We start from the raw sequence: 20,450 nt of genomic DNA, 5'->3' as shown, positions 1-20,450 counted from the left end.
GACATGCGGCTAAACCTCAAGTCCGTCGAGGAACGCGTGAAGCCGCTGGCGAATCGCACGTACTACGACCGCGAGTTCATCTTCGAGCTCCTCGCAGCCTACGGACGCTCAGCTGGCAACATCACCAGGTTGCGCAACGGCTCCCTGAATATCGCTGACGACCCGACCACCGAGGTCGGGCAGAAGAACGTCGTCTACTTCAAGTCGACCACCGACGATCTGTACGGCGTCATCGACGAATTACGGACATCACCGACCGTCGTCCGATACAGCTGCCGATTTGTCATCGTCACAGATTTCAAGGACCTGCTGGCGGTCGACACAAAGACCAACGAGACGCTAGCAGCGCCAATCGCCGACATCGACAAGCACTTCACCTTCTTCCTGCCGTGGGCAGGGATGGAGAAGGCACAGTACGTCGGCGAGGCGCATGCGGACGTCAAAGCAGCCGAACGTATGGCGAAGCTGTTCGACGAACTGGTCGCGATCAACCCCGGGATTCACGGGTCACCGCAGGCCCGCCACGCCCTCAACGTGTTCTTCACCAGGCTGCTGTTCTGCTTCTTCGCTGAAGACACGGGAATCTTCAAGCCGAGCCAGTTCACCGAGGCGGTCAGTAACCTCACCCAGCCGGACGGCTCTGACGTCGACCAATTCTTGACCGACCTCTTCAATGTTCTCGACACTCCCGAGGGCTCCCCGCGGCCGGCCCATCTTATTGCTTTCCCATATGTGAACGGCCGTCTCTTCACGGTCGAGGCACACCACACGGTCCCGAAGTTCAATAAGAAGGCCCGTGACCTGTTGATCGAGTCCGGTCGACTGCTCTGGAGCGAGATCAACCCCGACATCTTCGGATCGATGTTCCAAGCTGTGGTGACGCCTGGGCAACGATCGGATCTTGGGCAGCATTACACGTCGGTTCCGAACATCCTGAAGACGATTGAGCCCCTGTTCCTCGACGATCTCAAGGAGCAACTGAACGCCGGATTCGACAGCATTGGGAAGCTCGAAGCACTACTAACGCGTATAAGCATGATCAAGGTGTTCGATCCAGCATGTGGGTCGGGGAACTTCCTGGTCATCGCCTACAAGGAGCTACGCAAACTTGAACATGCGATCCTTGAGCGTCTCCAAGATCTACGTTCGGACCGTCAGCACGCAATGTTCCTTGGGTCGCGAATCAACATCGAGAACTTCTACGGCATCGAACTTGACGATTTTGCCGTCGAGGTCGCGATCCTGTCCATGTGGATCGCAAAACACCAAATGAACGTCGAATTCTTCGACAAGTTCGCTATCGATCTGCCGCTGATCCCGCTCAGAGAGACAGGGCGTGTGCGTCAAGGTAACGCAGCACGCTTGGACTGGGAGGCTGTGTGCCCGCGGGACAGCGCTGAGGAAATTTACCTCATCGGAAATCCCCCCTATTACGGGGCGCGAATTCAGTCCGCGGAGCAAAAAAAAGATTTCCAATACGCCTTTGCGGGCCATCCATTCTCTAAGAACCTGAACTACATCGCTATCTGGTTTTTCAAGGGCGCCAAGTATATCTCGGATGCGCAAGCCGAACTTGCTTACGTTACGACGGACTCCGTTGCCCAGGGGGAACATGTGGGCATCATGTTTCCCATGTTGTTCGAAATGGGGCTGGAAATCTGTTTCGCTTACCCATCTTTTGAGTGGGCGAACAACGCGAAAAAGAACGCGCACGTTACGGTGGCGGTCGTCGGCCTCCGAAATAGGGGATCAAAGGCAAAGTTCCTGTACATCGACGGACTGCGAATCGAAGCGAATAACATCAACGGATATCTAGCTGACGGACCCAATGTGGTGGTTGAAACCCGACGTGCTCCGATTAGCAAGCTGCCGCCAATGGCGAATGGAAGCATGCCGAACGATAAAGGGGGGTTAGTTTTATCGGCAGCCGAGCGAGATAAACTCCTTGAGCGATACCCACTCAGCGCGAAATTCATTAAGCGATTCCCCGGCGCAACAGAGTTCATTAACGGAGACGAGCGATATGCGCTATGGATCGACGATTTGAATGTCGCAGATGCCTCTGTAATTCCTCCGATATCAGAGCGTCTTGAGCGGGTGAAAGCTCACCGCCTTGAGAGCAAGCGCGCTGCAACGAAGAAATTGGCTGGATCACCGCACAAATTTGGAGAGGCTCGCTACAGGTGTACTGAATCGATTCTTGTTCCACGGCACTCTTCGGCAAATCGGGAATATATCCCGATCGGCTACCTTGATGGGGATACTGTGGTCGCCGATTCGGCTAATGCGATCTACGATGCAGAACCCTGGGTCTTTTCGATATTGACCTCCAACATGCACATGACGTGGGTGCGTGCGGTGGGTGGTCGACTGATTTCCGACTACAGATATTCGACGACAATCGTGTACAATAACTTCCCGGTGCCTCCGTTGTCTGATCTACACAAAGCGAAACTGACTAACGCAGCCTTCCGTGTCCTGGATGTGCGTGAGTACCACGCCGAAAATACTCTCGCCGAACTCTACAACCCTGAATTGATGCCCGACGATCTCCGCTTGGCGCATCAGGAACTTGATGAGTTGGTAGATTCGATCTATCGCAAGCGTGGATTCGACTCCGATGAGGATCGCTTGTCATTCCTGTTCGGCATGTACGAGCAAATGGTGAACGCGGAGGCGAAGAAGTGAGCAGCGTGAAGCAACCAGTGAACGTCGTCGACGTCGCATATGCCCAGACGGGTGGGAGCGTCAATACGGACTCGCTCGGAATGCGGGAGATGCAGCAACGCGTGTTCGCGGAACGAGACGCTCAGTACCTGCTTCTGAAGGCGCCTCCGGCGTCTGGCAAGTCGCGGGCCTTGATGTTCGTCGCCCTGGACAAGCTCTACAACCAGGGACGTAAGAAGGTCATCGTCGCTGTGCCGGAGCGTTCGATCGGTGGATCGTTCGCGAGCACCGAACTGACCCGGCACGGGTTCTGGGCCGATTGGGAAGTGGAGCCGCACAACAATCTCTGTATGCCTGGCGGTCCAGCAAGCAAGGTGCAGCACTTTGTCGACTTCCTCGCAGGTAGCGATCCGATTCTTGTGTGCACGCACGCAACGCTTCGATTCGCCTATGACAAGCTTCCCGCGACAGCCTTCGACAGTGCGGTCCTCGCCATCGACGAGTTCCACCATGTCTCAGCCGACACGCAGAGCAGCCGGCTAGGCGAGCTACTCAAGGGAGTGATGGCCGGGTCGGACGTCCACATCGTCGCCATGACCGGCTCCTACTTCCGTGGCGACACAGTGCCTGTGCTCCTGCCTGAGGACGAAGCGAAGTTCACCCCGGTCACGTTCAACTACTACGACCAGCTCAACGGCTACCAGCACCTGAAGTCCCTCGGAATCGGTCACCACTTCTACCAGGGCCGCTACACGAGCGCGATCCACGAAATCCTCGACCCCGGAAAGAAGACCCTGGTTCACATTCCGAATGTCAACAGCGGTGAGTCGACGAAAGACAAGATCGAAGAAGTCGGATTCATCCTCGACGCGATCGGGGAGGTCATCAGCCAGGACGACACCGGAATCCTGAACCTCCGCACCGATGACGGCACTATCCTGCGAGTGGCAGATCTCGTCGACGACAGCGACCAGATCAAGCGTGCTGAGACCCTGCACTATCTCACCATCGTGGCATCCAAAGACCGCGATGCTGTCGATGTCATCATCGCGCTTGGGATGGCCAAGGAAGGCTTCGACTGGCCGTACTGCGAACACGCCCTGACAGTCGGCTACCGGGCATCACTTACCGAGGTCATCCAGATCATCGGCCGCGTCACCCGTGACAGCCCAGGCAAGGCGCACGCACAGTTCACCAATCTGATCGCGCAACCTGATGCAACCACCGACGACGTCAAACTTTCAGTGAACAACATGCTGAAAGCAATTACAGCCTCGCTGCTCATGGAGCAGGTACTCGCGCCGAACTTCACGTTCAAGACCAAAGTCAGCGACGACGACAAACCGAAGGCCGGCGAGCTGAAGGTCAAGGGGTTCAAGGAGCCTAGCTCCGAGCGCGTGAAGCAGATCGTCGCGACTGACCTGAACGATCTCAAAGCGACGATCCTCCAGGACGAGACGTTTACCAAGGCCGCCGCGGGCAACCTCGATGCTGAGGTGACGAACAAGGTACTGATCCCGAAGATCATCCGCGAGCGGTACCCCGACCTGAGTGAATCCCAGGTCGAAGAGTTGCGTCAGCAGGTCGTGGTCGACTCGGTCATCAAGAACGGAGAAGTGAGAGAGGTCGGTGACAAACGTTTCATTCGTATGGCGGACAAGTTCGTCAACATCGACGACCTCGACATCAACCTCATCGACAAGGTCAACCCGTTTCAGCGGGCCTTCGAAGTGCTGTCGAAATCGGTTACCCCGCAGGTACTCCGCATCATTCAAGACCAGATCACGGCTACTCGTGTCGAGGTCACAGAGGACGAAGCACGCCTACTGTGGCCCAAGATTCAACAGTTCGCGAAGGTCAAAGGTCGGAAACCCGACCTGCGCAGCGATGACCCGACCGAGAAGCGGTACGCGGAGGTGCTTCTCTTCCTTCAGAAGAAGAAGCGTGAGCACGACGAACGGCAGAGGATGGTGCAGGAATGATTTCCGACGACCTTCAGAGCATCTTCGACTCGGACGACAGCGGGCTCCTCGACGCACCCGAGAAGACTTCCAAACTCACGACAAGTGATCGTCTGGAACGCTCGTTCCTCGAGATCATCTCGTTCTACCGCGAGCACGGCAGGATCCCGCGATCCGACACTCGGGAAATCGCTGAGCGTAAGCTCGGGGCCCGGCTCGACGGAATCCTCGCGAATGACGAGAAGATCGCGGCGCTGACGCATCTCGACGAGTTCGGACTGCTCGCTGTCCCTGAGCCGCCGCAATCGATCGATGAGTTGCTCAAGAGCGACGACCTGGATCTTCTCGACGACACCAGTGGGCTCCTCGACACTTCGGATTTGCCTTCTCGTGCACCGCGATCTGAGCCGGACGAGATCGCGCAGCGAGTCAAGAGCGCGGACTTCGCGGCGTTCGAACCGCTGTTCAAGCAGAAACACGCTGAGCTGACGGCCGGCGTTTCGAAGCTCATCGACTTTCCGGGTGAGAAGTACGTCAAGGAGGGTGCGTTCTTCGTCCTTGCCGGCGTCATGGCATTCGTGGCCGAGGTTCGCGAGCCCACAGAAGACGGTAGCGCGAAGGAGCGGCTGCGGTGCATCTTCGAAAATGGCACTGAGTCCTCGATGTACCGTCGGTCGCTCGCCACACGACTCTACGAAGCTCGTAGAAAGAACGAAGGCTCCTACGCTGTCATCAATGCAGAGCTCGACGGCATCCTCGAGGACGATCAACACACCGGGCACATCTACGTCTTGAAGTCTCTCAGTGACGACCCGCAGATCTCCTCGATCGAGAACCTCTACAAGATCGGTTTCACGACGGGATCCGTCGAGAAGCGGATTGCGCACGCCGCTGACCAGCCGACCTACCTCATGGCCCCTGTCGAGGTTGTCGCGACCTATCGCACGTACAACATGAAGACATCCGTCCTGGAGCACCTGCTGCATCGTGTCTTCAGCGACGTCAAGCTCGGTATCGAACAGGTTGGGAAGGACAGTCGGGTCTACGTTCCGTCCGAATGGTATGTAGCGCCCTTAGACGCAATCGACGAGGCGATCAGCATGATCGGATCGGGCGACATCGTGAACTACGAATACAGCGCGCAGCGAAGACGTCTTGAACGCCGGTAGGCAGTAGTTAGGAACCCCGTCTGCGAGAGTCAGCTACTCACACGCTCATTCCACTGGGTTCAAGAGTGAGATGTCGCCAGTCACAAGAGGATTGATGATATCGTCAAGAACATAGGATTCGGACAGTCGCATGCGCTGTTCCAGCTCCAAGCGCGCCATGGGACGCGATGCTTCTCGCGCCCACTCGGTGACGTCCAGCACGTTGCTCGTCGCATTCGAATAGTCAATGTGACCGCGAATCTGCATTTCGTTCCAGCCGAGTGGAGCCTTGAACTCAAGGATCGGTGTCGGCCCAGATTCATCAATCGGGATGGCTCGGAACGGGTCAGGGACCAGCGATCGAACCAACTGCAATGGTTCAGCCAGGCCGACGCGAATGTCCACAACGTGCGCGGCGAGCGCGTGCCCGCGCCGGTGTCGATCGATCATGGCGAGCCTGTTCAGCCACCACAGGACGTTCGACATATGGTCAGGTTCTGCGTTGAACGGTTGTATGTGACGGAGCAGGCGGAAGGTGTCGTCCGACAGTGCCTTCATCCGGCCACGATGATCCCTGCTGTCGAACTTCTCGGCATCGGTGAAAATCGGAAAATAGATGCCCGGCTCAGCTGGCGGCGGATTCTTCCCGCTGTCTCGGACCGCGAGATGGTAGGCGAGTCCGTCCAGTGCCGACCGCAGCTCGTACAGCCATTCTCCGAACAACGTGCTGAGGCGGGTCGGCATCGGTTGCACAGTCTTGATCACAAAGAACCAGGAGTCGTCGCTGGATGGGACGGCGCCGAGCTGTCGGGGCTTCGTATCCAGGTATTCATTCCAAACGTGGCCGATCTCAGCGCGGAGTTCACCAGCACGGTCGACGCGGTCACGGAGGATTTCGACAGGCCAGTCGTCGACGATCACAGTGACTCGAGGATCGCACGGAGAAACGGGGCGTCCTCCCCCTGGATAGCGTGTGGCAATTCCGCGAAGGGCACACTGGATTCGTGTTGTTTGCCTTGCATCGACATCCAAGCTGTCCATGCATCGTGGACATCCTCGAGAGTCGTTTCCGGCCCCTTCACCTTGGCGAGTACCGCGTACATGAGAAGCAGGGGGTACGAGTCGTCCGGCAGGATGTCGGCCGACAGATTGCTCTTGATCCGCTCAGCAATCTGCTCGATGTAGTTCACGGTCACCGCCAATTCACGTAGATCACCAACGTTGCGTACAGCACTGCAAAGAGCAGCGGGACAAGCCGCTCGATCTGGCCGAGCTCTGCATAGCGTTTACGCCAGCTACTCACCGGGTCTTGCTTGAGGTGCTCCCATTCGTCCTTGAAGAGATGGATCTGCAGATGCCCCGCCTCAAGCTGGTTGATGACCGCGAACTTCGCGCTGTTGAGGTCACGATACGAACGGAGCAGCATCCACCATGAGCACGCGATGAGGACGCCTGCGATCGCGGCAAGAGTGAGGACGAATCGGTCCGGCGTCGGATCGTCCTTCGTTCCGGTGTTCACTGCAAAAGCGCCGAGTGCGACCGCAAGTCCAGCCTGAATCGAGAAGAAGAATGTGTTCGCAGTCGCTCGTCGAGCGGAGACGCGGTCGGCCATCTCCACGGCGAGTTTGTACTGTTCGAACACACATGGGTCAAGTGGCTGCGCCGGATCAGCGGGCGTCATCGACTGCCGCCGATCAGGGCCTTCAGGTTGTCCCAGGTCCACTTATAGATCTGGTCCGTAGTCCTCGCTGAAGACGGCTTTCGGCAGGTCTGCCCCGACCGGCCCCAGAGGAGGAAGTAGTTGATTCCTTCGTCCTGGGCGAGGGACAGCTCGTACGCAACACCACTCGCGGAGTTGGTGTTCGTCCCGCAGATGACCGTAACGACGTCGGACGCGCGGATCCTTCTCCGGGCTTCCTCCTTCCACCCCGGCGACGCTGTCTTGATTGACCAGTCACTGATCTCGAACGGAGAACCGGGGTTCTTCGACTGTCCGATCAGGAAGTTCTTCAAGTCGAGGTCGTAGTCGTAGTCGAAGCTGACGAACACGCGAGTCTTGGCCACTGCACGCCTTCCAGCGAGATGAGTTCGGGTAATGCACAGAGTCGGGGCCAGGCGGTAAACGACCATGGATCCGACCAGGGGCATCAGGTTACATCCAGCGTCTGACAGGCTCCGGCTCGAAGATTCCACCGCGACTTGAACCCGGCAGGCAACACGTCGAAACCCTGCATGGAACCGCCGTTCGGCGTGGAGTGGAAGACGCAGCAGAAGACGGTGACGGCCGAGCACGAGCAGCGTGGACATGCGGGCCGATTCGGGCCCGGCCTTCCCCGCGTCTCCGACGGCTCCCTGCTGTTCCTGCTGCATCTCATCAGCAAGATGCGCCCCGTTCGCAACCCGGATGACAACGGCTCCCGAATCGCGATCGTCCTCAACGGCTCACCCCTGTTCACGGGTGGCGCCGGCTCCGGTGAGTCGAACATCCGGCAGTGGATCATCGAGAACGACCTGCTCGACGCGATCATCGCCCTGCCGACCGACATGTTCTACAACACCGGCATCTCCACCTACATCTGGATCCTCGATAACAAGAAGACCGAGCAGCGCAGGGGCAAGGTTCAGCTCATCAACGCCGCCGACATGTTCGGCAAGATGCGAAAGTCTTTGGGCTCCAAGCGAAAGCAGCTCCGCGACGAGGACATCAAGCTGATCTGCCAGGTGTACGACGAGTTCCGGCACGACGAAAACCCCGACGTACCCGCGCTATCGAAGGTATTCGCAAACCAGGACTTCGGATACCAGACGATCACCGTCGAACGCCCGCTGCAGTTGAGCTTCACTGTCCACGAGGAGACCGCCGATCAAGTCCTCGCCAACAAGGCGATCGTGAAGCTCCCCGAAGCCGAGCAAGCGGCCGTTCGGGACGCCGTGGCGGCGCTGGTTGGGTGGAGTTGGTCGAACCGAGACGTATTCGTCACTGAGCTTAAGGCCGCGCTCAACAGGGCCGGTATGCCGAAACCCGCTGCGCCGGTGGTGAAGGCGATCTGGACCACCGTCGGCCAGCACGATCCCGACGCCGACGTCATCACCACCAGAGGCAAGCCGGAAGCCGATTCCTCGCTGCGTGACACCGAGAACGTCCCCCTGTCCGAGGACATCGAGGACTACTTCGCCCGCGAAATCGTCCCGCACGTGCCGGATGCGTGGATCGACTACGACAGGACCAAGACCGGTTACGAAATCCCCTTCACGCGTCACTTCTACCGCTACACCCCACCTCGGCCGCTGGACGATATCCAGAAGGACCTCCGCGGTCTCGTCACCGAGATTCAGGCCATGCTCGCGGAGGTGGGCGCATGAACTGGCCTGCCTATGCCCACTATGTGGAGAGCAACGTTCCATGGCTCGGGGCTCTCCCTGCACATTGGGCGACCCCCCATTTGGGCCACATCACTGACTGTCTCGATGCAGTCCGGATCCCGCTCAATGCGGCCGAGCGGGCCGAAGTTCCTGGTGACGTTCCATACTGGGGCGCCAACGGCGTCGTTGGCTCGGTCGACCGGCCGCTGGTTGACGGCGAGTTGGTGCTGCTCGGTGAGGACGGAGCACCGTTCACTGATCGGACAAGAGAGAAGGCATTCTTCGTCAACGAGCCGATCTGGCCGAACAACCACATCCATGTACTGCGGCCATCATGCGGACTCCACCCGAAGTTCCTAACCCATGCACTCAATGCGACGGACTACTCCTGGTTCATAGAAGGCTCGACACGAGAGAAACTGACTCAAGGAAACATGTCGTCGATTCCCATCGCGTTGCCGCCGACTACTGAACAGCGTGCGATTGTCGACTTCCTCGACCGCGAGACCGCCAAGATCGATGCGCTGATCGCCAAGCAGGAGCAGCTCGTCGCCACCCTGCGCGAGGACCGTTCCGCCACGATCACCCAGGCCGTCACGAAGGGCCTCAACTCGAACGTCGAGATGAAGGACACAGAGGTGCAGTGGATGGGGTCGGTACCAATCCACTGGCTGGTGGATCGGATTAAGAACTCCGTTGAGTCGGCTCGAAACGGGATTTGGGGATCGGAGCCAGACGGTGGCGTTGATGATATTCGTTGCGTTCGAGTGGCTGACTTCGATCGTCCCCAGTTGGCGATCCATGACCACGACGTCACCCTTCGCAAGGTCACGAAATCTGAGCGGGACGGTCGGATCCTTCAGAACGGCGACCTGATACTGGAGAAGTCAGGCGGTGGTGACAAGAATCCCGTCGGGTTCGTGGTGCTGTACGAGGCGGAAGAGCCTGCTGTCTGCTCGAACTTCGTCGCTCGTGTACGTCTTGCTCGCGGGCAATGCCCAAAGTTCTGGACGTATGTGCACCATTGCCTGTACCAATCACGGCTCACGTTCCCGTCAATCAAGCAGAACACCGGGATTCAGAATCTCGACCAACAGAGCTACTTCAACGAGCGAGTGGCGTTCCCGCCCCTCGACGAACAAGAGCAGATCGTCGGTTTCCTGGATGCTCAGTGCTCAAGAGTCGACTCCCTGATCGCGAAGTCGAACGAGATGATCGCGACATTGCGTGAGTACCGCTCGACCCTCATCACCGATGCAGTGACCGGAAAGATTGATGTGCGAGGGGTGGCGTAGCCGATGCCGCAGCATCACGAGTCGGTTCTCGAGGTCGAGATCTGCCAGCACCTCAAAGACCATGGTTGGCTGTACTCACCGAACGACGCAGGCTACGACCGTGACCTCGCCCTTTTCCCCGAAGACGTGTTCGCGTGGCTAGCGGATACCCAGTCGGCCGAGCTGGAGAAGCGGATCAAACCCGATGCCTCCATCGGTGAGCAGGAGAAGGCGAAAGCGGCTCTGCTGCAACGCCTCGCGAAAGCACTGTCGGCGGATCTGAAGGCAGACGGCGGCACCCTCGCGGTACTGCGGCGCGGGTTCAGCGACTTCAACGCCACGTTCGCGATGTGCCAGTTCAAGCCGAACTCCGGCCTCAACGTGTCGACGTCAGCGAGATACGCGGCGGTGCGGTTGCGGGTGATGCGGCAAGTGCACTACTCGAAGGCGAACACCAAGAAGGCCATCGACCTGGTGTTCTTCGTCAACGGAATTCCCGTTGCCACAGCGGAACTCAAGACCGATTTCGTTCAGTCCGTGGCGCATGCGGTCGAGCAGTATAAGAAGGACCGACTGCCCAAGGGGGAACCGCTGCTTGCGTTCGCTAAGGGTGCGCTCGTGCACTTCGCGGTGTCGAACAAGGAAGTGCACATGACGACCCGGCTGGCCGGGGAGTCCACCGTATTCCTGCCGCTCAACCGCGGCAACAACCACCACGCCGGCAACCCGCCTAACCCGGACGGGTCGGCGTCGTCGTACCTGTGGGAGACGATCCTGCAGCGGGACACATGGTTGGAGATCCTCGACCGGTTCCTGCACCTGGAGGTCACCGACCGCCGCGACCCCGACACCGGCAAGAAGATCCGCAAGGAAACGCTGCTGTTCCCGCGGTACCACCAGTGGGAAGCCGTCACCAAGCTCGTCGACGCCGCCCGCACCGAAGGGCCCGGGCACAAGTACCTGATCCAGCACTCCGCCGGCTCCGGCAAGACGAACTCCATCTCCTGGCTCGCGCAGCGCCTCGCCAGCCTCTACAACGATGCAGACGAGAAGGTGTTCTCGTCGGTCATCGTGGTCACCGACCGCACCGTCCTCGACATGCAGTTGCAGGAGGCGATCCACCAGATCAACCGCACCACCGGCGTCGTCGCACACATCGACGGCCTGTCCGGCTCCAAGTCCGCTGAGCTTGCCGATGCACTGGAGTCGGGGACGCACATCATCATCGTCACCATCCAGACGTTCCCCTACGCGCTGGACGTGATCGCGAACAAGAAGGCCCTGCATGGCAGGAACTTCGCGATCATCGCCGACGAGGCCCACTCCTCCCAGGCCGGTAGCGCGTCGAACAAGCTGAAGCAGATCCTCACCCAGGCCGAGCTCGCCGACGTCGAGGATGGCGGCCCGGTGTCGTCGGAGGACGTGCTGGCGGCGGAGACGAAGGCGCGGGCCGAGGCGAAGAACATCTCCTTCTTCGCGTTCACCGCCACCCCGAAGACGACCACACTGCAGTTGTTCGGCCGCCCTGGCCCGGACGGCACGCCGCGTCCGTTCCACCTGTACTCGATGCAGCAGGCCATCGACGAGGGCTTCATCCTCGACGTGCTCCGCAACTACACCCCGTACAAGACCGCATTCCGGCTGTCCCACAACGGGAAGACCTTCAGCACCGACGACACCAACGAGGGCACCGTGTCCGTCACCGGCGGCGGCTCCGATGCCGACCTGGTCGATCGATCGGAGGCGGTGAAGTCGGTGATGAACTGGGTGAAGCTGCACCCGACGAACATCGGCCAGAAGGTCGCGATCATCGTCGAGCACTTCCGCCACAACGTCGCCTGGCGGCTCGACGGGCACGCCAAGGCAATGGTCGTCACCAGCTCCCGCAAGGCCGCCGTCCGCTACAAGCTCGCGTTCGACAAGTACGTCACCTCCCACGGCTACACCGACGTCGCCGCGCTGGTCGCGTTCTCCGGTGAGGTCAAGGACCCCGAATCCGGGACGGACGAGCCGTTCACCGAGACGAACATGAACCCCGGCCTGAAGGGTCGGGATCTGCGCGATGCGTTCGCCACCGACGAGTTCCAGGTGATGTTGGTGGCCAACAAGTTCCAGACTGGGTTCGACCAGCCGAAGCTGGTCGCGATGTACGTCGACAAGAAGCTCGGCGGCGTGCAGGCCGTGCAGACCCTGTCCCGACTCAACCGCACCTTCGCGCCGCTCAAGGATCAGACGTTCGTGATCGACTTCGCGAACGAGGTGACCGACATCGTCGACGCCTTCTCCCCATACTACGAGGTCACCACCCTCGCCGACGTCACCGACCCGAACATCGTCCACGACACCGAACGCAAACTCGCCGTCACCGGCATCTACGAAGCGTCGGAGGTCGACGGCCTCGTCGCCGACTACCTCGCCCGCAAGGGCAACAGCGCACTGGAGAAGTGGATCGCCCCCGCAGCGGAGCGGTACACCGTCCGCATGAAGGAGGCCGTCGACCACTCGGACACCGCGACGGTCGACGAGTTGGAGATGTTCCGCAAGGACGTCGGCACCTACGTCCGGCAGTACGAGTTCCTCTCGCAGCTGTTCGACTACGAGAACCCGTGGCTCGAGAAGCTCGCGATCTACCTGAAACTCCTCGCCCCGCAACTCGTCGGTGGCGAGAAGCAGACCCCGATCGACCTGTCCGCCGTGACGATCGACTACCTGAACCAGCACGAGCAGGCGCAGCAGCACGGCCAGCTCACCGCCGGTGTGCAGTTGGAACCGGCGAAGGAAGCCGGCACCGGCACCGTCAAGGACCCCGACATGGTTGCCCTCGAGGAGGTGATCGCGAAGATCAACGACCTGTTTTCCGGTGACCACCCCGACTCGTCCGTCCGCAACGTCGTCACCCACATCAAGGACCGGCTCGAAGAAGACGAGAACCTGCAGCAGCAGGCCAAGTCGAACAGCCTCGCCCAGTTCTCCGCGAGCCCCGACATCGAAGGTGCGTTCGTCAGCGCCGTCATCGGGGCGATGGACTCCTCCGCCGACCTGTCCGCGCAGATCCTCAACAACCCGGACATCGCCCAGAAGCTGCTCGGTGAGCTGCTGCCGACCGTCTACAAGCATCTCAACACCGAACCGCAGCCGCCTGCGGCCAGCGGGCCTTCCCAGAATGAGCCGATAGCGGTCTCCCTACCCGACCCGGACGCCGAGCCCGGTCTCACCGGCGCGTGGCGTGCGATGTACGACGACGTGAGTGCCGCTGAACGGCATCTCGTCGCGTTGCTTGCCGAGGCAGAAGTACCTGTCCCCGTGATCGGTGAGGAGGTCGACGGCGTCCCGCTCGAGATCTCCTGGCCCGATCAGAAGGTCGTCGTGGACACCGGACTCGACGACACCGATCGTGCGGAGCTGGCGAAGGCCGGCTGGATGCTGTGCGCAGCGGACGCCGCCGCCGTGAAGGCCGCATTGCAGGAGGCAGGAGCGTAATGCCGCAGATCATTCTCGGCCCGGGACTGTCCGCGATGGACGGCAGCCTGCACCAGGCGACATACCGGTTCCTCACGAAACTCGCGGCCGACGACACCGCGCCGGGACTGCACATCGAGCCGATCAACAATTCCGCCGACCCCCGCGCCCGCACCGGTCGCGTGGACATCTCCAACCGTGCGGTGCTGTTCAAACTGCAGGGCAGCCAGCAGAGTGCGTCCTACGTGTTCATCGGCACCTTCCAGCACGACGACGCGATCGCCATCGCGCAGAAGTCGCGGGTGAACATTAACCCGCGCAACGGTGTCGCCGAGTTGATCCCGGTCGACGACCAGCCCACTTTTGCTGCTCCGACGGCGACGGCTCAACCACGGTCCCTCGCCGTCTCGACCGATGCCGAGGTGGACGGCGAACTCAGTCTGCGGGCCCGTGAGTTCACGGTCGCCGACTTCACAGACCTCGGAATCGAGGCTGCCTTTGCGGAAGGCGCGCTCGACCTCTGCAGCAGCGACGCGGTACTCGACTACGCCGAGCAAGCACCCGCGGCCTGGCAGGCCAGCGCTCTCCTCGACATCTACACCGGCGAATCGTTGACGACGGTCCGGGAGAAGTACCAACTCGACGAACCGGACGCTGCCGACGCCACCAACGACGACGACGTTCTCGCCGCGCTCAAACATCCGGCGGCGCAAATGGAGTTCGCGTTCATCGACGACGACGAAGCGCTCCGCGCAGCCATCGAGAACCCCGACTTCGCGGCCTGGAGCATCTTCCTGCACCCCGAACAGCGGGAATACACGACCCGCAACTTCAACGGCCCCTTCCGGTTGTCCGGCGGTGCAGGTACCGGGAAGACGGTTGTGCTGCTCCACCGCGCGCGAGAGTTGCATCGCCGCAATCCCGAGGCGCGGATCGTCCTCACCACATACAACCGCACCCTTGCTGAAGCACTCAAATCTCAACTGGCCATTCTCGATTCGAGCGTCACGATCGCCAGTGATCTCGGTAAGTCGGGAATCTACATCGCCGGCGTTGACGCGATCGCGGCCCGGATGCTCGGCTCGTTCGCCGCTGATCTGAGTGCGTCGGGGGAGAGCCCGGGCAGCGTCGCGCAGGTCGTCGGGTCTCGGGCCGTGAAGCTGAACAAGCGAACCCATAAGGGGTCGTGGAAGGCAGCCGTCACGGGACACGGCGACGCCCTGGGATCGGATCTGCGGACCGCCTCGTTCTTCGAGGCCGAGTACGCCATGGTCGTCCTACCATGTCTGGTGACGACCCGTGAGGAGTACCTGAAGGTACGTCGAACCGGTCGCGGCGTCTCGCTCAACCGTGCCCGCCGCAACGCGGTGTGGGACGTGATCGAGGCCTACCGCGCCGCGGCCGCCGCCGACGGAACCCTCGACTTCGAGGAGAAGTCCGCCGTCGCCGCGCAGGTACTCCGCAGTCACGCCGACGAGGGCCTGGCCGATCACGTCCTGGTCGACGAAGCCCAGGACCTGAGCCCGTCACGGCTGATGCTTCTGCGAGCACTGGCAGCGCCGGGCCAGAACGACCTGTTCATCGCGGAGGATTCGCATCAGCGGATCTACGGGCAGCCAATCGTGCTGGGACGCTACGACATCAGCATCGTCGGACGTTCCCGCCGACTCACGCTGAACTACCGCACCACCGAGCAGAACCTGCGCTACGCGTTGGGCATCCTGTCCGGGGCCGAGTACACGGACCTCGACGACGAGCCGGACAGCACCGAGGGATACCGGTCGGCCCGACGTGGACCGAGGCCGAATCCGATTGCGGCGAATTCCCTCACCGACGAGTACGACATCGTGGCTCGCACCGTCAGTGGATGGCTAGATGGCGGAGTCGACCCGGAGACGATCGGATTGCTCGTCCCCACTCTGAAGGAAGGCGAATCGCTGCCGCAGGAACTCAGCGACCGCGGTGTATCCGTCACGTTCGTGGACCGGGACACCGCAGGCATTTCCAAAACCCCGCAAGTGATGACCATGCACCGCGCCAAAGGCATGGAGTTCGCGAAGGTCGTCCTCGTCGGTGTCGGGGCCAAGAACGTTCCCCGCACGTACTTCATCGATGTGCTGCCCAAGGGTGACCGAGCTGACGCACTGCGCCGGGAACGCTCGCTCCTGTACGTCGCTGCAACGCGGGCGCGGGACGAACTGGTGGTGGTGTACGCGGGCCAGCCGAGTAGCCTCCTGCCAGGCCGCACAGTCGAAATGCCCAAATAGGTTAACTGGGAATGGGTTTGGCGATTCCGATGGGCGATAACAGGGCTGAGATGTTGCTGACACCTGACGAGAAGCTTGTAGTCGCGCTGTTCCGCGATCGGCTGTGGGTGACGATCAACAGGCAGTGGCGGCGTGGAAAAGATGACCTTCTGGAACGAAGCGTGACAATCGCCCGCCAGACCGCCGCGCCGAAGATCGTGGCGATTCCTAAAGCCCGACGACAGGCAGAGGCGACGGAGCGCATGAGCCGGCTCACCGCGATCCTTCGTCGACTCGGGTACAACGGCGATGACCCGATCGTTGAGGTCGCTGTCGAGGTGATCGAAGCGTACGAGGCGACCATTCGGCCGGCTCGGACTGTTCGCGGAGGGCTTCCTGGATCGCGAACCAGCTAGCGAAGTTGAGTGGCTGTCCGTTTCGGCGCCCGTGTCAGCTCGACCTGGCATATTACGGCGCAGTTCAGATGAGTAAGTAGATCGTCTTGAGGAGGGAAGGTGGCATGACCCTGGACGTGGTGTCACTCGAGGACGCGGTCCATATGGCGGTTGAGCAGGGACGAGCGGAGCTGTCCCGGCTGGATCACGTTGTCGACGGTCTTGTCAGTGCCTTCGTCGGCGTGGCGGCGTGTCCGCATCCGATGTCGCCGTTGGTCGCAATGCTCGACGACCTCGCTCGGGGTCTGCCACGTGACCTTCGCCGTCACCTCGACCGAGAGCGCGACTCTCTCGGATCGTTCAACATCGCGTTCTTCGGGCGGACCGGAGTCGGGAAGAGCACCCTGCTGTCGGCGTTCGGGCAGCTCGACGGCGAGTACGTGTCTCCCGGTGCCAGCGACTGGACCACCGACGTGCACCACGTCGAGTGGCGCGGGTGCCGTCTCTACGACACCCCAGGCATCAACGGGTGGGGCCGCACCGAGAGCCGCGATGATCTCGAGTCGAAGGCTCGCCGGGCCGTCGAGATCGCTGACGTCGTGTTGCTGTGCTTCGACAACCAGAGCCAGCAGGCGCTGGAGTTCGACAAGATCGCCGCGTGGATCCGTGACCACGGGAAGCCTGTGGTGGCGGTGCTCAATATTCGAAACCCACGCTGGCGGCACCCCGCCAAGGTGTCCGACGAAGTCCGCCGCAAGACGCTGTCCGAATCGGTTCGTCAGCACACCGACAACATCCGGACCGAGCTCGCGCAGATCGGCTTGCCGGACACCCCGGTTGTCGCGATCCACAGCAGGCGAGCCTTGTTTGCGCGCGCCACCACACCGTTTCACGGACCAGCCGAGAAGGAATTCCTCCGCGAACGAGACGAGTTCGGGGTCGACTACCTCGCGCGCTGGTCGAACTTCGGGACACTCGAACAGTTGATTGCCGCCTCCATCACGGAAGGCGGCGCCGACCTTCGCCTGTCCGCACTCCGAGAGGACGTCCGCGGTCGGTGTACCCGCACGGTCACCGAGCTCGAGCGCCTGGCGGTCGACATCGAACACGAAGCCGAGGAACTGGAGCGTCAGATCGAGTCGCTGTTCGCGGTGCTCGGCTACCCCGAACGCGAGGAACGAGCAAAATGGCTACACGAGTCCGACCGGGACCTCGTAGCGGCTTCTGAGGCAGCGCGGGGCCGGCCGTTCACATCGAGGGCGGAGGGCTCACTCGACCGCTATGTCCGCGACGTCGCCGCGTCACATCTGGCGGTGTGCAGGAGCAAGGCGAAGACAGCGGCGGACGAGCTGATCCAGAGTGCGTTCGACGAGGGCAAGTCGGTCGACGGATCCGATTTCACAAAAGCTGTGTTCGACGACGACGCGGTCGCCACGGCTGAACAGACGATCTGGGCGGACCGTGGCAAATTCCTGCACCGTGAACTCGAGATCGCCGTCGAGCACAACCACACCCACAGCTCGAGTTCGATCGGCCACACCGCCTCGATTCTCGGCGCGGAAGGCACCGGTGTGCTCGGCAAGGTGATCCAGGGCGGAGGCATCGCCGCCGGCCTCGGTGTCCTCGCGGTACCCGCCCTCATGAACTTCTGGAACCCCGCGGGTTGGGCAATCGGAGTAGCGATCGCGGGTGTCGGAATCGCGAGTCAGGTACAGCAGTTCTTCGGCAAGCGGATGAGCGATCAGGAAGACGAACGAGGACGTAAGGCGAGAGCCCAGGCGATCGCCGATTCCCATCGTGCCGTCGAGCAAACCTTCGACGACCGCGAGGAACTTGTCGTCGCGACGAGCCGGGACGCGGCTTGGCAGATTCTCGCCGGGGCACTTCGTGAGTCCCTCAGCAGTGCAATCGAATTGCGCGACGCTTGCCGCAGGATCGAGCAGTTGGTTGGCGCACTGTACGCGGGTGCGACCTCGGTTGAGGCCGCGCCGCGTGTGTCCGACGTGCTGCGTCGCGCGCAGCATCGAATGGCCGACACACCCGCAGCTCTGACCAGCATCATGCTTGGTGAGGATTGGCTGACGAACCCGCAATCCGAATACGGTTCAGCTGAAATCGATCCCGCTGTCGAAGCCCTGTACGACGCCCGCCACGACCACGACAAGAGCAGGCTGCAATGCGCGATTGCCAGCGCGTGGAGTACGCCCCAGGTGGAGAACATCCGAGCGTGGCGCGAAGATCTCGAGGACGCCGCCATGCGCGATCCCTCGATCCTCGAAGTTGCACGCGAGTTCTCGCGTGTCTCCCGGATGAAGCCGACACTGTCGGTGCTCGGAGACTACAACTCGGGAAAGTCGTCGCTGATCCGCCGAATCCTCGTCGAGAACGGTCAGTACACGGGCGCACGACTCGACATCCGTGCTGTACCGGCGACCGACACCGCCCAGAGGCATGAGTTCACTCGGTTCGACCTCGTGGACACCCCAGGGCTGCAGAGCGGCCATGCCGACCACGACGCACAGGCGTTGGAGGCGGTGGTGGAGTCGGCGCTCGTGTTCGTCGTCGTTCACATCAATCTGCTGGTCGGGGACACCCTCATGTTGGAACAGATCGCACGCGGCTCCGATGCCATCGCCGCGAAGGGCGGGCGGATGCTGTTCCTCGTCAATCGATGTGACGAACTCGGTGTGGATCCCCTCGCTGCATCGGACGCGTACACGAACTTGCAGGACCGCAAGCGCGACGAGCTTCGCGCTGCCTTTTCGGGCCGATCGATCGAGATCGACAGCGACAGGATTCACTGCCTGTCCGGCGACCCGTTCGGCCTCGTCGGAAGTGCGGTGACGGCGGAACCGCAGGATTTCGCAGAGAACCGGCTCTGGGACGGGGTGGCAGCGTTGACGGAGGCGATAGCGGACCTGCCCGACAATCAGTTGGCCTCGGCAACTCTTGCCGGCGCATTCGACACCGCGATCACCGGACTCAAACGTCACTGGCTGCGACTGCAGCGGACGAACGACACCGCGGCGGAGGAGTTGCGGGCCCTGGAACCGATCATCGCGGCAGTGCAGGCCGCTCTCGATGACGCAGCGGTCCTCGGCGCGTCGCTGCGAGAGGAGGTCCGTCGGATCGTCGACAGGCATGCATCGACGGCGAAGTCCAGAATCCACGAGATCGACCGGGACGACAGCAAGAAGTTGAAGGAGCTGGTCGAATCCTGGTTTGCGGAGCCCGATTTCGAAGTGAGTCTGAACAGATTCCTCACCGAAGCGAAAGAGAGGCTGGACTCGTGGCAAAGCGAGCACGCCTCCGCGATTGAACGGGAGAGCCGAGCAGCGGAATTCCAACTGTCCCACAAGGTCGCCGACGAATTCCAGGTTCAAGGCGACCCGCTGTACGAAGACGCGGCAGAAGTTGCCGGCATGGTCGTGGCGGCTGCAGCGCCACTTGTGAAGGCTTTCGGGAACAGGGACGCCGTATACGCAATCGGCAAGACGTTCGGCCACAAGTTCAAGCCGTGGGGCGCGGTGAAGGGTGGGGCGAAGGTCGCCAAGGCTGGAGCCGTACTCGCGGTCGTCGGTGCTGCGGTGGACGCGGCCGTGATGGTCAACGATGCCATCAAAGCCGATGACCACAAGGACACTCAGTCCGCGGCAGCTCAGGCCGTTGACGAATACGCCGCAGTACTGATCGACACGATCGTGCAGGGAGAAGACGGGTCTGGGCCACTCGGCTACCTCGAACAGAGGACAACTGAGCTGGAGTCACTCCTTGCCGACCACACCGGTCACGCGAAAGTGAAGCGGCAGACGATGGACGACGGGGACTCCCGAATGGAAGTGGTGGGGGTATTGCTGGAATCGGCTGACAACCTGATGGAAGCCCAAGCGAGGGAGAAATGACCGTGTTTGACATCGAGGCAGTGCAGGACTGGCTG

The 20,450-nt window shown here is 61.2% G+C and carries 13 protein-coding genes; 9 read left to right on the top strand and 4 right to left on the bottom strand.

Translation table 11 applies throughout. The features are described from left to right. The first annotated feature begins 3 nt into the window (after nucleotides 1–3). Genes WAX14_RS06975 through WAX14_RS06965 form a run of 3 tightly spaced genes read left to right on the top strand, consistent with a single transcriptional unit; the run spans nucleotide 4 to nucleotide 5,797 of the window. Nucleotides 4–2,688: a DNA methyltransferase gene (locus WAX14_RS06975; RefSeq protein ID WP_422627362.1), complete on the top strand. Its 2,685-nt coding sequence runs from the start codon at nucleotides 4–6 to the stop codon at nucleotides 2,686–2,688. Further along, nucleotides 2,685–4,649 (top strand): DEAD/DEAH box helicase, encoded by a 1,965-nt coding sequence (locus tag WAX14_RS06970; protein WP_422627361.1) that lies wholly within the window; start codon nucleotides 2,685–2,687, stop codon nucleotides 4,647–4,649. The genes WAX14_RS06975 and WAX14_RS06970 overlap by 4 nt, the downstream gene beginning before the upstream one ends. Continuing rightward, entirely contained in the window at nucleotides 4,646–5,797 is a 1,152-nt protein-coding gene (locus WAX14_RS06965) for a GIY-YIG nuclease family protein (protein WP_422627360.1), read from the top strand. Before WAX14_RS06970 ends, WAX14_RS06965 begins: the two co-directional genes overlap by 4 nt. A gap of 45 nt (nucleotides 5,798–5,842) precedes the next feature. On the opposite strand, the gene WAX14_RS06960 is transcribed toward WAX14_RS06965, so the two are convergent. Genes WAX14_RS06960 through WAX14_RS06945 form a run of 4 tightly spaced genes read right to left on the bottom strand, consistent with a single transcriptional unit; the run spans nucleotide 5,843 to nucleotide 7,840 of the window. After that, a complete protein-coding gene (locus tag WAX14_RS06960) occupies nucleotides 5,843–6,697 on the bottom strand; it encodes a hypothetical protein (protein ID WP_422627359.1) in 855 nt (284 codons plus the stop codon). Further along, the gene (locus tag WAX14_RS06955; RefSeq protein WP_422627358.1) at nucleotides 6,694–6,966 is read right to left on the bottom strand and encodes a DUF7701 domain-containing protein; all 273 of its coding nucleotides are present in this window, start codon (nucleotides 6,964–6,966) and stop codon (nucleotides 6,694–6,696) included. The genes WAX14_RS06960 and WAX14_RS06955 overlap by 4 nt, the downstream gene beginning before the upstream one ends. A gap of 2 nt (nucleotides 6,967–6,968) precedes the next feature. Next, complete coding sequence (locus WAX14_RS06950; RefSeq protein WP_422627357.1) at nucleotides 6,969–7,499, bottom strand: RipA family octameric membrane protein; 531 nt, start codon at nucleotides 7,497–7,499, stop codon at nucleotides 6,969–6,971. Continuing rightward, entirely contained in the window at nucleotides 7,454–7,840 is a 387-nt protein-coding gene (locus WAX14_RS06945; RefSeq protein WP_422627356.1) for a TIR domain-containing protein, read from the bottom strand. Before WAX14_RS06945 ends, WAX14_RS06950 begins: the two co-directional genes overlap by 46 nt. 168 nt (nucleotides 7,841–8,008) lie before the next feature. Here WAX14_RS06945 and WAX14_RS06940 point away from each other — a divergent pair, with 168 nt between their 5' ends. From WAX14_RS06940 to WAX14_RS06915, 6 genes are all read left to right on the top strand, one after another. Next, nucleotides 8,009–9,139, top strand: a complete 1,131-nt coding sequence (locus WAX14_RS06940) for an HsdM family class I SAM-dependent methyltransferase (RefSeq protein ID WP_422627355.1) — start codon at nucleotides 8,009–8,011, stop codon at nucleotides 9,137–9,139. Continuing rightward, nucleotides 9,136–10,434 (top strand): restriction endonuclease subunit S, encoded by a 1,299-nt coding sequence (locus WAX14_RS06935; protein WP_422627354.1) that lies wholly within the window; start codon nucleotides 9,136–9,138, stop codon nucleotides 10,432–10,434. Before WAX14_RS06940 ends, WAX14_RS06935 begins: the two co-directional genes overlap by 4 nt. Nucleotides 10,435–10,437: 3 nt before the next feature. After that, on the top strand, nucleotides 10,438–13,893 hold the full coding sequence (locus WAX14_RS06930) for a type I restriction endonuclease subunit R (protein ID WP_422627353.1): 3,456 nt from the start codon (nucleotides 10,438–10,440) through the stop codon (nucleotides 13,891–13,893). Next, nucleotides 13,893–16,139 (top strand): 3'-5' exonuclease, encoded by a 2,247-nt coding sequence (locus WAX14_RS06925; protein ID WP_422627352.1) that lies wholly within the window; start codon nucleotides 13,893–13,895, stop codon nucleotides 16,137–16,139. The genes WAX14_RS06930 and WAX14_RS06925 overlap by 1 nt, the downstream gene beginning before the upstream one ends. 11 nt (nucleotides 16,140–16,150) lie before the next feature. Further along, the gene (locus tag WAX14_RS06920) at nucleotides 16,151–16,534 is read left to right on the top strand and encodes a hypothetical protein (RefSeq protein WP_422627351.1); all 384 of its coding nucleotides are present in this window, start codon (nucleotides 16,151–16,153) and stop codon (nucleotides 16,532–16,534) included. Nucleotides 16,535–16,638: 104 nt separating this feature from the next. Continuing rightward, entirely contained in the window at nucleotides 16,639–20,415 is a 3,777-nt protein-coding gene (locus WAX14_RS06915) for a GTPase (RefSeq protein ID WP_422627350.1), read from the top strand. The last annotated feature ends 35 nt before the right edge of the window (nucleotides 20,416–20,450 follow it).

The organism is Rhodococcus sp. (in: high G+C Gram-positive bacteria) (genome assembly GCF_049299235.1).
GTDB lineage: Bacteria > Actinomycetota > Actinomycetes > Mycobacteriales > Mycobacteriaceae > Rhodococcus.
Note: the sequence above shows the minus strand (reverse complement) of the source record. Positions and strands in the feature narration are given on the sequence as shown.